Origin of the sequence: Myxococcus sp. AM009 (assembly GCF_013372605.1) — a bacterium.
GTDB lineage: Bacteria > Myxococcota > Myxococcia > Myxococcales > Myxococcaceae > Myxococcus > Myxococcus vastator.
Genome location: NZ_JABXEP010000048.1, coordinates 1 through 13,227, shown reverse-complemented (window position 1 = coordinate 13,227; position 13,227 = coordinate 1). Strand labels below are relative to the sequence as shown.

At 70.3% G+C, this 13,227-nt stretch carries 10 protein-coding genes; 7 read left to right on the top strand and 3 right to left on the bottom strand.

The window, feature by feature from the left end:
• The first annotated feature begins 33 nt into the window (after positions 1–33).
• The 7 genes from glgX to HV824_RS14335 all read left to right on the top strand — a co-directional run bounded on the left by glgX (position 34) and on the right by HV824_RS14335 (position 9,318).
• Positions 34–2,160, top strand: a complete 2,127-nt coding sequence (gene glgX / locus HV824_RS14365) for a glycogen debranching protein GlgX (RefSeq protein WP_176423514.1) — start codon at positions 34–36, stop codon at positions 2,158–2,160.
• Between the two features lie 12 nt (positions 2,161–2,172).
• Positions 2,173–2,925 (top strand): class I SAM-dependent methyltransferase, encoded by a 753-nt coding sequence (locus HV824_RS14360; RefSeq protein ID WP_176423513.1) that lies wholly within the window; start codon positions 2,173–2,175, stop codon positions 2,923–2,925.
• Between the two features lie 106 nt (positions 2,926–3,031).
• Positions 3,032–3,565: a hypothetical protein gene (locus HV824_RS14355; protein ID WP_176423512.1), complete on the top strand. Its 534-nt coding sequence runs from the start codon at positions 3,032–3,034 to the stop codon at positions 3,563–3,565.
• Between the two features lie 106 nt (positions 3,566–3,671).
• Positions 3,672–4,448 (top strand): subclass B1 metallo-beta-lactamase, encoded by a 777-nt coding sequence (bla, locus tag HV824_RS14350; RefSeq protein ID WP_176423511.1) that lies wholly within the window; start codon positions 3,672–3,674, stop codon positions 4,446–4,448.
• A gap of 241 nt (positions 4,449–4,689) precedes the next feature.
• The gene (locus HV824_RS14345; RefSeq protein ID WP_255208028.1) at positions 4,690–5,661 is read left to right on the top strand and encodes a hypothetical protein; all 972 of its coding nucleotides are present in this window, start codon (positions 4,690–4,692) and stop codon (positions 5,659–5,661) included.
• A 668-nt stretch (positions 5,662–6,329) separates the two neighbouring features.
• Positions 6,330–7,454 carry a slipin family protein gene (locus HV824_RS14340; RefSeq protein WP_176423510.1) on the top strand — a complete coding sequence of 375 codons (1,125 nt, stop codon included), beginning with the start codon at positions 6,330–6,332 and terminating at the stop codon, positions 7,452–7,454.
• Positions 7,455–7,509: 55 nt separating this feature from the next.
• Positions 7,510–9,318, top strand: a complete 1,809-nt coding sequence (locus HV824_RS14335) for an acyl-CoA dehydrogenase (protein ID WP_176419547.1) — start codon at positions 7,510–7,512, stop codon at positions 9,316–9,318.
• Positions 9,319–9,384: 66 nt separating this feature from the next.
• Here HV824_RS14335 and HV824_RS14330 read toward each other — a convergent pair whose 3' ends face one another.
• From HV824_RS14330 to HV824_RS14320, 3 genes are all read right to left on the bottom strand, one after another.
• On the bottom strand, positions 9,385–10,485 hold the full coding sequence (locus tag HV824_RS14330; protein ID WP_176419548.1) for a hypothetical protein: 1,101 nt from the start codon (positions 10,483–10,485) through the stop codon (positions 9,385–9,387).
• 99 nt (positions 10,486–10,584) lie between these two features.
• Positions 10,585–12,423: a hypothetical protein gene (locus HV824_RS36885; RefSeq protein WP_217917388.1), complete on the bottom strand. Its 1,839-nt coding sequence runs from the start codon at positions 12,421–12,423 to the stop codon at positions 10,585–10,587.
• Between the two features lie 12 nt (positions 12,424–12,435).
• Entirely contained in the window at positions 12,436–13,023 is a 588-nt protein-coding gene (locus HV824_RS14320) for a dual specificity protein phosphatase family protein (RefSeq protein WP_368670987.1), read from the bottom strand.
• Between the last annotated feature and the right edge of the window lie 204 nt (positions 13,024–13,227).

Sequence of the window (13,227 nt, the reverse complement as noted above, 5' to 3'; positions counted from 1 at the left end):
GGCGGGCCTTTCCTTCAGAATCGAGAGCCTGCAATGAGTAGGGAAGTCTGGCCGGGCAAGCCCTGGCCTCGTGGCGCCACCTTCGATGGTTCTGGGGTCAACTTCGCCGTCTACTCCCAGGTCGCGACCCGCGTGGAGGTCTGCCTGTTCGACCCCTCGGACCCGACGCGCGAAATCGAACGGTTTGACCTGTCGGAGTCCACGGACTTCGTGCACCACGGCTACGTGCCGGGCCTGGAGCCGGGCACGCTCTACGGACTGCGCGTCCATGGCCCGTATGAGCCCGCGAAGGGCCACCGCTGCAATCCGCACAAGCTGCTGGTGGACCCCTACGCCAAGGCGCTCTACGGCGACGTGGACTGGCGCCAGCCGGTGTTCGGCTATCCGCTGGGGCACGCGCAGCAGGACCTGGCGCGCGACGAACGCGACAGCGCGGCGGGCGTCCCCAAGTCCGTGGTGGTGAGCGACTTCTTCGACTGGGGCAATGACCGGCGCCCGGACATCAGCTGGCGCAAGACGGTGCTGTACGAGGCCCACGTGCGCGGCCTCACCATGCGCCACCCCGGCGTGCCCGAACACCTGCGCGGCACCTACGCGGGCCTGGCCTGCCCGCCCGTCATCGAGCACCTGCAGAAGCTGGGCGTCACGTCGGTGGAGCTGCTGCCGGTGCATGCCTTCGCGGACGACTCGTTCCTGGACGACAAGAAGCTGTCCAACTTCTGGGGCTACAACACGCTGGGGTACTTCGCGCCGGAGCAGTACTACGCCAGCCGCAAGACGCCCGGGGCCGCCGTCGCCGAGTTCAAGGGGATGGTGAGGGACCTGCACGCCGCGGGCATCGAGGTCATCCTCGACGTCGTCTACAACCACACCTGCGAGGGCAACCACCTGGGGCCCACGCTGTCGCTCAAGGGCATCGACAACGCGAGCTACTACTGGCTGATGCCAGACGGGCGGCACTACCTGGACTTCACCGGGTGCGGCAACAGCGTCAACGCGTCCAACCCGCAGGCGGCGCGGCTCATCATCGACAGCCTCCGCTACTGGGTGACGGAGATGCACGTGGACGGGTTCCGCTTCGACCTGGCCACGGTGCTGGGCCGCACGGGTGAAGGCGCGTTCGACCACAACGCGGCGCTGTTCCAGATTCTCCACCAGGACCCGGTGCTGGGCCGCGTGAAGCTCATCGCCGAGCCCTGGGACGTGGGCCTCGGCGGCTACCAGGTGGGCGGCTTCCCTCCGCCCTGGCGCGAGTGGAACGGCAAGTACCGGGACGGGCTGCGCCGCTACTGGAAGGGCGATGAGAACCTCGCCAGTGAGATGGGCTACCGGCTCACGGGCAACGCGGACCTGTACGCGGAGGCGCGCCGGCGGCCCCAGGCGAGCATCAACTTCGTCACCGCGCATGACGGCTTCACGCTGCACGACCTGGTGACGTACAGCCACAAGCACAACGAGGCCAACGGCGAGCACAACCGCGACGGCGCGGACGACAACCAGTCGTGGAACTGCGGCGTGGAGGGTGAGACGGACAACGCGGACGTCGTCGCCCTGCGCGAGCGGCAGAAGCGCAACCTGCTGGCCTCGCTCTTCCTGTCCACCGGCATCCCCATGATTGTCGCGGGTGATGAGATGGGCCGCACGCAGGGTGGCAACAACAACGCGTACTGCCAGGACAACGAGCTGTCGTGGGTGGACTGGAACCTGGATGAGCGGCGGCAGCAGCTGCTGGAGTTCACCCGCAAGCTCATCCACTTCCGCCACCGCCAGCCGGTGCTCCAGCGCCGCCGCTTCTTCAAGGGCCAGCACCTGTGGGACTCCGAGCACAAGGACCTGACGTGGTTCCGGCCGGATGGCTCGGAGATGAAGGCGGAGGACTGGGACAAGCCCTTCGTGCGCTCGCTGGCGTTCCTCCTGGGCGGCGACGCCATCCCCACGCCGGACGAGCGCGGGCAGCGCATCATCGGCGACGCGCTGCTGGTGCTGCTCAACTCGCACCATGAGCCGGTGACGTACAAGCTGCCGCCCGCCGCGCAGGGACAGCGATGGGAGCTGGAGCTCTGCACCACCGACGACAACCGGGGACCGGAGCCGGTGAAGGGCGCGACGTTCGAGCTCATCGGCCGCTCGCTCGCGGTGTTCCGGCAGGTCACGGACTGAGGCAGGCGCTGCATGCTAGGGTTCCCCGCCGAGGCCTTCCTCGGCGGGTGCGGCACGCCGGAGCCTGAGCGCGGCAACTCCGCCGCCAGGGCGCTCGCACGCGCCGGAGGAACCGTGTCGCGGGATGCGCAGGAAGCGGGCGTGAAGCAGGTGTACGGGGAGATTGCCTCGGCCTATGAGGCGCTCTTTCCCGCGCTGCACCGGTACGAAGAGCGGGTGGAGCGCTTCCTCGATGCGGTGGTGGCGCCCAGCGCCCGGGTGCTCGACGTGGGGTGCGGGCCGGGGCTCCACACCCGGGGCCTGGGCGCCTCCATCGCCGTGGTCGGCACCGACCTCTCCGAGGAGATGCTCGCGCTGGCCCGGACGGCGCGGCCCGGTGGCGCGTGGCATGCGCACAGCTACCACCAGCCGATTCCTTCCGAGTGGGGCCGCTTCACCGTCGCGCTCGCCATCGGCTGCCTGGACTTCTGCGACGACCTGCCCCGCGTGCTGAAGCACCTCGCGGAGGCGCTGGAGCCGGGCGGCAAGCTGCTCTTCACCGTGCTGGAGCGGCGGCCGGGGTTGGAGGGGCACGAAGCGCCCGTGCAGCCCATTCAGACGGCGGGGCCGGCGGTGACGCTGCACCTGTATTCATTCGAGGAGACCGCTCGGGCCGTCACGGCGGCGGGGCTGCTCCCTCGCGCGTATGCGCATGCGCCCGGCTGGGTCCAGCTCACGGAGCAGCGGACCATGTGGTTCGGCTGGTGGGAGGTGGAGCGGCGCTGAGCGTGTGGCTCTGGGACCGCACCTTCGTTGCCTGAGGGCCACGAACCGGCCCTTCCAAGGTGTGCACGGGGCTTGCATTGGCGTCCCCCTCAGGAGGCATCGACACGTGAATCAGCTGCGTTGGACCTGCATCGGGGCGTCTGTGCTGGCAGTAGCAGTGGGTTGTACGGAAGCGCCCCTCCGTGGAGAGGCGACGCCGCAACGGGTGGCGGTGGCGCTCGTGGATGAGGGCTGCGACCCGGAGACGAACTTCCGGTGCCTGTGCAAGGGCACCGTCGGAGACGCAGCGCCCCACCTCGTGGAGGTGGGCGTGGACCTGGAGGTCCTGAGAGAGCGCGGATGGCCGTGCGTGCCGGGTGACTTCGACCAGGACGGTGAGCAGGACTACGCCTTTCCGGGCGAGGGCTACTCGTGCAACCGGTCTGTCCCCGTGCAGGTGCTCTTCACACGGGGCGGGCACATGAGGGAAGTCCAGACGCTGCCGCGCGAGCTGAGCTGCCTTCAGCGCTACGTCTCCAATGACGCGTCCCTGCCTCCGGGACAGGGCCTGGTCGACTGGGGTGAGGGGAACGCCACCTGGATCTACCGGTTCGACGGCAAGGGCTGGCTCGCCACCTCCCATCTCTCCGAGGCGCACTGATTCGGTACAATCGGGGCACACCGCGCCATGTCCCAGTCCCGCCTCGGTGTGCCGCTCGAACCCCTCTACTCCGACGCGGCATCGCCGCTGCCGAGGCCTCTTGACGATGACGCTGCTGCCCCCTCGTTGGCTTTGTGCCACTGCCCTGCTCGCGCTGAGCACCGCCTGCACCCGGACCACGCCCGCCTTGGCGGTGGAGCGAAACCTCCCCGCGAAGGCGCAGGGTCCGGACGAGTACGTGCTGGCGGATGACGTGAGCGTGCGCAAGCTCGCGCCTGGCGTGTGGCTGCACGTCACGGAGATGACGTTGGAGCCATACGGCCGCGTCCCCACCAACGGGCTCATCATCGAGGACGGTGAAACGTCCTTGCTGGTCGACACGGGCTGGGATGCACGACAGGGCGCGCTGCTGCTCGACTGGGCCCGTGAGACGCTGCGCCGGCCGGTGCGGGCCGCGGTGGTGACGCACTTTCACGAGGACCGGCTCGGCGGTGTTCCGGCGCTCGTCCCGCGTGGCATCCCCGTTCATGGCCTGGAGGAGACGGCGCGGCTTGCCACGTCCGTGGGCCGGCCGGGCCCCTCGGAGACCTTCGCCGACACGCGCACGGTGGGCGCCGTGGAGCTGTTCTTCCCAGGGCCGGGGCACGCGAAGGACAACATCGTCGTGTGGCACCAGGACAGCGGTGTGCTGTTCGGCGGCTGCTTCGTGAAGGACGGCGCCGCGACGAACCTGGGCAACGTGGAGGACTCGGACGTCGAGGCCTGGCCCGCGAGCCTCTCACGCACGAGTCAGCGGTTCCCGGAGGCTCGCGTCGTGGTCCCCGGACACGGGCAGCCCGGCGGGCCGGAGCTGCTCAGCCACACGGAAGCGCTGCTCCGCTGAAGCCGCGAAGGAGGGCAACCGGGCAGGCGCGAGCAGGGCGACGGCGCCTGACCCGCGCGGGCAGGAGCGTTGGCCAACGCACCGTGGTGGGTCGCTCCACGCTCGCTTGTCTGCCGGTGAGGGTCCGTCCCCGGACATTCCCACACAGCGCCAGGGCTCACGGACATGGGCGCGGCTCCGGGCCGTTCCTACCGTCCCGCGGAGAAGCACGGGCCGGTGGGCGCAGGGGATGGAGGGAGACATGAGGCTTGTGGCTGCGGTGTCGCTCGCGATGGTGGCGAGCGCGTGTACCTCGGTGCGAATGGAGCAGCGGGACGGTTGCTGGGTGAAGCAGACCCGGGCCTTTCCCTCCACGCTCAAGGAGGAAGTGGGGCCCTGCGCCCGGCCCGTGCCCGTCTGGTCCGAGGACCGGCTCACGCGGCTGGTGCAGGAGTGCGTGATGCACACGGACTACCGCTGGCAGAGCAGCGCGCTGATGGCGTGGAACCGGAGCGAATCCCTGCCGGAGCGGGAGTCCGAGGAGAAGGTCCTCACGGCCTGCATGTCCCGGGCGGAGACCATCCTGAACACGGAGAAGGGCGCGCTGGAGCAGCGACTGAGCGAGGTGGCGCGGGAGCGGGACACGCTGAAGGCGAGCATCGAGCAGGAGCGCAACCAGCACCAAGCCACCCTCACGGAGCAGCTCACGCGTCATGACGCCAGCATGGAGCGGGCGCGCGACCAGATGCATGAGAGCAACAACCTGCTCGCGGAGGCGCTGGGGGAAGCGGCGAAGAAGCCCGCGCCCTCGGCGGTGGCGACGGCCACCTCCACGTCCAGCAGCGAGGGGCTGGCGAATACGCAGACTGACTCCACTCAGCGCAGCGACGCGGCGCTCCGGGGCGACGTGTCGTCCTCGGCGCGGCGGAGCTCGTCGTCCCAGGGAACACGGAACGCGCCGCCGCCGAGGGTGATGAAGCCCATCATCGACACGGACACGCCGCCCATGTGCGAGCTGTCTTCGTCCGCGACGCTAGCGAAGGCGAATCCGTCGCGCGCGCCCTCGGGGAAGAAGCGGACCGGCGTCCAGACCGCGGCCGAGTGCACGCCGATGAAGCCTGAACCCTCCTTCCTGCCCACCGAGCCGGAGGAGGCCATCCTGGCGACGCCCGCGCAGCAGACCGCGAAGGCGCCCATCCCGCTGGTGCCCCAGGACGCTGACGACGTGAAGTGAAGTCGCTTGGAGAACGGCCGCCCCTTCACACGAAGTGGGCGGCCTCCAGCGTGCTCGCCATCGACGTTGTCAGACTCCACGCCACGACCCGTCGGTCGCCCCCGGCGGAATCCAGAGGTGTCACGGGGCTGTCCCCGGGCTCCCTGCTCTTGACGTGGCGCGCTGCGCCCAGGTTCCAGAGGGGGTGTCCCCGGGTCCATCGCTCGCAGTGGTTTCCTCGCGTCGGACCGCCCGGCCGGGCCTCCGTCAGGTCCAACAGGAAGCAGGCGCCGCAGCCCGCGCCTGCTTTGAACTCGCTCACTGGTAGAGCACAGGTCCCCATCCTGCGGAGAAGGTTCGATTCCTTCGTTCAATCCAGAGGGTTCCGCCGCGAGCTGACGTGAGCGCGGGTCCACCGCTTCCCACTCCTCCCACCGCGATTCCCGGCCTTCCGCCAGGGCGACAGAGCCCCTCCCGAGCCACCAGCGGGAGCCCCTGCCGCCGTCCGCGGAAGGTGCCCGGCGCGCAGGCGCGAGCAGCCAGGAAGCGGCCAGGACAGGCAGTCCGTGCTCATCCGTCCGTGAACGGTGGGGCCCTCACTTTTCAGCAGTGCCCGGGACACGCGCGACAACGCGCACGGAAACGTCCCGGTTCTTCAAGCTCCCCCTGCGGGGGAAAGGAGGTGCGCGATGAGCATCATGCGTGTGGATGTCGGGCAGAACGAACGGGCCTTCGTGCTGGTGGACGAGAAGCCGAAGCGATACCTCATCCCCGGCCGGTACTGGCTGCTCCACCCCTTCCAGAAGGTGCGGCTGGTGCGAGTGAGCACCGAGCAGCCGCTCGCCCAGCTTGACCCGGCCCTCCTGGCCCTCGTGCCGGAGACGGACCTGCAAGTCATCGAGCTCGGCGCCGACGAGCGCGCCATCCTCTTCCACAAGGGCCGCCCCGTGCGGTGGCTCGGCCGGGGCCTGCACCAGGTGTGGACGGTGGAGCGCCTCCCCAGCCGCGAGCGGACGCCCGGCGCGCCCACCGTGCGCGTGGAGCGCGTGGACACCTCGGGTGTCGCCACCACGCCGCTGCGTGACGACGTGCGGGCCCTGGTCCCCGCCGGCGACTACACGGAGGCCACCGCCACCGAGGGCACCGTCGTGCTCCGCTACGTGGAGGGCGTGCTGGACGCCGAGCTTCCCCCGGGCCGCCACGCCGCGTGGACCGTCGCCCACAAGGTGCAACTGGCCGTCATCGACCTGCGTGAGCGCCTGCTCCACGTCACCGGTCAGGAGGTGATGACGAAGGACCGCGTCACGCTGCGCCTCAACCTGTCAGCGGCCTTCCGTGTCTCGGACGCGCGCCGGCTCGCCGTCGTGTCCCGCGCGCCGGATGACGTCCTCTACCTGGCCATGCAGCTGGCCGCGCGCGAGGCCGTGTCGGAGCGCACGCTGGATGAGCTGCTCGCCTCGCGCGAGGCCGTGGCCGAAAGCCTCTTCACCCAGGTGAAGGACCGCGCCCACACGGTGGGCCTGGAGCTGCTGCGCTTCGGCATCAAGGACGTCGTCCTCCCGGGTGAGATGAAGGAGCTGCTCAACCGCGTCATCCAGGCGCAGAAGGAAGCGGAGGCCAACGTCATCATGCGGCGCGAGGAGACGGCCGCCACCCGCTCCATGGCGCAGACCGCCAAGGTGCTGGCGGAGAACCCGCTGCTGGTGCGCCTCAAGGAGCTGGAGGCCTACAAGGACCTCGCGTCCAAGGTGGGCCAGGTGCACCTCGTCCTCGGCGAGGGCGCGGTGCCCACCCTGCAGCTCAAGAGTCACTGACTCGCGAATCAATCTCGGGTTAGCCTCGCGGCCCCACACCCGCGAGGAGCCCGAGATGTCGTCTTCGAACCACTACGTCCCCAACCTGCGCGATATCGAGTTCAACCTCTTCGAGTTCCTCGATATCGGCCGAGCCTCGCTGGGCCACGCACCGTTTGGCGACCTGGACGAGACGGCCGCGCGCCAGATGCTCCAGATGTTCGCCCAGCTCAGCGTCAACGAGCTGGCCCAGAGCTACGAGGAGCCGGAGCACAACCCGCCGAAGCTCGAGAATGGCGAGGTGACGCTGCCGCCGGGACTCAAGAAGGCGATGAATGCCTTCTTCGACGCGGGCATGCACCTGCTGGAGCAGCCGCCGCACCTGGGCGGCATGGGCGCGCCGCCCTCCCTGGGCTGGGCCGCGTTCGAGCTGCTGGTGGGCGCCAACTCCTCGCTGGCCTTCTACACGCTGGGCAACCTGCTGGCGCGCATCATCGACCGGCTGGGCACGGACGCGCAGAAGCAGCGCTTCCTGCCGCACATGCTGGACCGCCGCTGGGGCGGCTCCATGGTGCTCACCGAGCCCGACGCCGGCAGTGACGTGGGCGCCGCCCGCACCAAGGCCCGCCGCGTCTCCGACGACGTCTGGGAAATCGAAGGGGTGAAGCGCTTCATCACCAACGGTGACTCGGACATGTCCGAGAACATCATCCACATGGTGCTGGCGCGTCCGGAGGGCGCGGCGCCGGGCACCAAGGGCCTGTCGCTGTTCGTCGTTCCCAAGTACTGGGTGAACGAGGACGGCAGCCTGGGTGAAGCCAACGGCGTGGTGTGCACCAAGCTGGAGAAGAAGATGGGGCTGAAGGGCTCCGTCACCTGTGAGATGACCTTCGGCGACGGGAAGCCCTGCCGCGGCCTGCTGCTGGGCGAGGTCCACGACGGCATCCGGCAGATGTTCTACATCATCGAGCAGGCCCGCATGGCGGTGGGCGTGAAGTCCATGGCCACGCTGTCCGCCGGCTACGGCCGCGCGCTGGCCTTCTCCAAGGACCGCCTCCAGGGCGCGGACCTGATGCAGGCCCGGGACAAGACGGCGCCGCGCGTGCCCATCTTCCGCCACCCCGACGTGCGCCGCATGCTGATGGCGCAGAAGGCCCACGCGGAGGGCATGCGCGCGTTGTGTCTCTACACCGCGTTCATCCAGGACGGCGTGGAGCGCAAGGGCGGCCACCGCGCCACCGAGGCGGGCGAGCTGGACACGCTCAACGACATGCTGCTGCCGCTGGTGAAGGGCTACTGCTCGGAGAAGGCCTACGAGCTGCTGGCGCTGTCGCTCCAGGTCCACGGCGGCTCCGGCTACCTGCAGGACTACCCGGTGGAGCAGTACATCCGGGACCAGAAAATCGACACGCTCTACGAGGGCACCACGCACATCCAGGCGCTCGACCTGCTCATGCGCAAGGTGGCGCGTGACGGCGGCGCGACGCTCCAGGGCCTTCTGTCCCAGATTCGCGAGACGGCCGAGCGCACTGGCGAGGCGCTGGAGGCCGAGCGCGCCGCGCTGGGCCGCGCGCTGGGCGACCTGGAGACGATGCTGGGCACGCTGATGGGCAAGCTGGGCGAGTCCGTCTACCACGTGGGCCTGCAGGGCAACCGCGTGCTGGCCGCCGTCGCGGAGGTCGTCATCGGCTGGCTGCTGGTGCGCCACGCGGAGGTCGCGCAGGAGCGCATGAAGAGCAACCCCGGGGACCACGCCTTCTACGTGGGCAAGCTCGCCAGCGCCCGCTGGTTCTGCCACGAGGTGCTGCCCGGCGTCGCCCACGCCGCCCGCATGGTGGAGCACGGCAACCTGGACCTGATGGAGGTCCCGGAAGAGTCGTTCTGACGTGGAGGCACCGACGCGAGCCTGGCCACCGGTGCCAGGCCCGCCGTCGCGGCCGGGAGGCGCCCGCTACTTCGGCACCGGCAGCCCGCGCGCCGCCAAATCCCGCTCCACGTACAGCCGCAGGACGTGCATGAAGTCCTGCGCGTTCGTCACCACGCCGAAGGCCTGGTGCGTGCCGCGGTCCTTCAGCTTGCTCACCACGAACTCGGACGAGTCCACGCAGATGGTGGGCAGCTCCCGCAGCGAGCCGTCCTGCTCCGTGACGAACGCCGGCAGCATGTTGCCGGTGGCGATGGCGTGCAGCGCCGTGGCGATCATCACCGCCATGGTGGCCTTCACCGCGTGCTCGCGCATGGCCACCTGCGCCTCCAGGTTGTCCGTCACCACGTCCGGCAGCGGCCCGTCGTCACGGATGGAGCCCGTCAGCACGAAGGGCACGCCATGCACCACACACGCGTGCATGATGCCGTTGGTAATCACCCCAGCGTCCACCGCCTTGGCGATGGAGCCCGCCGCCCGCACCTTGTTGATGGCGCGCATGTGCAGCCCGTGGCCGCCCGAGGTGGCCTCGCCCGAGCCGCTCATCCCCAGCGTGGTGCCGAAGATGGAGGCTTCAATGTCGTGCACCGCCACCGCGTTGCCCGCCAGCAGCGCGCCCACGAAGCCATGGGCGACGAACCACGTCATGTCCGCGCGCGCCCGCGAATGCACCAGCGCCGGCCCCGTCACCCAGATGGGGTAGCCCCCGCGCTCGCGCTCGTCCACCAGCACCCGGGCCATGTGCGCGTAGTCGATGGGCTTCTCTCGGGACACCGCGCTCGTCATGAACTTGAACTCGCCCTCGCCTTCACCCGCGAGGTAGGCGGTGTTCACGTACACGCCTTCGCTGCCGTCCTCCGCGAAGCCCACCACCACGCGCTCGCCCGCACGCACGCGACGGCCTTCGCGAATCCACAGCTCGCCCTGCGCATCCAGCACCAGCGCCCCGTCCATGCGCGGCTCGCGAGGCATGCGCCACGCGCCGCCCACGCGCACGTAGGTGGGCAGGTTCGTCGTGGTGAAGAAGCCCTCCGGCAACACGCCGTCCGCGGGCGCCGGCTGGAAGCGCGCGTCCGGACAGTGGGAGAAGCGCGCGGCCGTGAAGTCAGGATGTGGAATGGAGCTCACCCCGGCACCATGCGCGGAGCCCTGGCCCGCTTCAAGCGCCTCGGCATCCGCGGGCCGCCAGATGTCGGGGGGCGACAGTAACGAGGGGATTGCCCGTCATTACATCTGCGCGCCCACACCCACTCCGCCCGTCCGTGGACGGCTGCTGGCCGGGGCCAGCTCACGACGCAGCAGCTCCGCGTAGCGAGCCGCGGCATGCCGCAGCCGGGCCGCCTCGTCTGGCGCGTGTGCGTCGTAGGACGCGGCGGCCAGCGCATGGTCCCCCAGTTGGAAGGCCAGGTAGGCCTGCCGGTGGAAGCGCAGCAACTCCAGGGGCGGGAGCCGGCCCTTGTGGCGCTCCACCACGGCGCAGAGCGCGGCCAGCTCCTCCGCGTCCAGCGACAGCTCCACCGCCGCGCCCGCCAAATCCCAGGACAGGTCCTGGCAGCCCACCAGGTCATGCGCCCGGTGGTGGTCCACCGCATCCGCCTTGAGCACGCGGCCACCGGGCAACACCAGCCACTCCCACGCATGCATCCGGTTGTCCGTCACCGTCCGGCGCACCATCCGCTCCAGCGCGCCCAGCCGGGGAATCCACACATGGAGCGCCTGCGCCACCTCGCGGCCCAGCGCGACCTCCGTGTTGTAGCGGGCCATCTCCCACAGCTCTCGCGAGGAGGCGCCGCACCCATCCTCCACCCGGCCGAAGTGACGCGAGCGGAAGCCCAGGTACGCCCCCACGCGCGCCACCAGCTCCCAGCGGTCTCCACCGCGCTCCACCGTGCTCAGGGGGCGCGCCTCCTCCAGCCACGGCTGCACCAGGAAGCCGTGCTTGAGCCCCGAGACAGGCACACCCAAGCCCGCGTCCGCCAACACCCGCGTCTGGAGATAGGCGCGCGCGCCATAGGCCCCCAGGCCCGCGAACTTCAGCAGCCACGGCCGGCCGCCCGCGCGCAGCAGGTACTTGCGGCGCTCACGCCAACGGTGCACCGGGGGCCACGCCGCCTTCGGCAGGTCGTGCAGCAGGTGCTTCCGCCAGCCACCCGCGCCCAGGTCCTCCAGCGGCGCGGTCGCCTTGCCCGTCACGTCCTCCACCCAGCTCGCAAGCGAATGGGAGGGCTCGGCCGGCGTCACCATCACCGACTCGAAGTCCACCACGCCACGCTGGGCGCGGCGCCACAGCTCCCGGTGCCTCGGCGTCGCGTGAGGTCCCACGTCACCGCCGTGGCCCGGCAAGAAGTACAGGGACGAAGGCGCCACGCCATGCGCCTCCAGGAACTCGGCCACCGCGCCGAACGACGAGCCGGACCGCCCCGGCCCCTCGTCCACCACCACGAAGCGGTAGCCCGCGCGTGCCTCGTCCACCCACTGCGCGGTCCGCTCGGGTGACAGCGACAACGTGCGCCGGTAGGGATGCCCGCGAGGCCGGACGAAGCACACCGCCTGGGTGCCCAGCGCCGCGGCCACCACGCCCGCCAGCCCCGTGCCGATGCCGCGAATGCCCACGACGCGCCAGGGACCGCCCTGCTTCGGCAGCGCCCGCGCCGACGCCAGGTAGCTCTCCGGGTAGAGGCCTTGAAGCGCATACCCCCGAGGCACCTTGCACCGCACCCGCGGCGGCAGCCCCAGTCCGCCCAGCGTCTCCAGCGCGCTGCCCACCTGAGACAGGTCCGCGCGGAAGCCGTCCGTCCAGGACGCCACCACCGCGTGGCCCAGCGCCAGCAGCGTGGACTCACAGGCCCGCGCCAGCACCGTGTCGCCGTCCTCACCCTGCTGGACCACCTGCTCCGCGTCCAGGACGCCCTGCGCCCACTCCCCCGCGCGGATGAGCAGCGACACCAGCGCCGTGTGACGCGTCAGGCCCGGAGGCAGCGCGTCCACCTCCCACCAGGCGCTGGCCAGCGCACGCGCCTCCGCGGTCGGGTCCACCTCTCGCGGATGTTCTCCGGACACCAGCATCACGGCGCTCCCTCAGTCCTCATTCCCACGGGAAGAGGGCGGCGGCTGGGTCAGGTGGCTGTGCGCAATCGCGGCCAGCGCTTCCAGCGTGGGCACAGCCCACGTCACCGCGTGACGCTTGCGCCAGGCGTCCGCCCACGCCATGAAGGTGCGCAGCTGCTCCGTGCTGGGCGACACCTGCCAGCGCCGCCGCTTCGCCAGGGACAGCGCCTCCAGCGGCGGGTGCCCCAGCGCCACCAGGACGCACAAGGCGAGCAGCGCGCTGCGCCCCACCCCGTGCTCACAGTGGATATAGACTTTGTGGCCCTGGGCCAGCTGGTCCGTCACCCACGCGACGCCGTCATCCAGCCGGTCGCCACGGATGGCCCGGAGGTCCTCGGTGGGCAGGTGCAACAAGGTGATGCCGTGCTCGCGCAGGACGTGCTCGTCGTCACAGGCCTCCACCCGCACGTCCACCACGCAGCGGATGCCCAGCGCCCCCGCGAGGTGCTCCGCCGTATCGATGGGGAAGTGGCCCCCCACCGCCAGCGAAGGCAGCACCCAGTCCAGGTTCAATCTCCGGGGTGGCGCGCTCATGCCGCCCAAGGTAGGGCCGCTCACCGACGCTGGCAGCCTCCGCGGACGCTCAAAGCCCTTTTGAAGTGTTTTCCGACCCATCTCCTGGAAAATCCGCTGGAATCACAGGGGGTTCCGAGGCACTGGCCTTGAAAATCAAGAGGCACGCAACTCCGGGTCTCAGGCTTCGAGAATAGGTGCAAGACGTACATGCGACGCCCCCGCGCCGCCCCACACCCCCCACGGAGC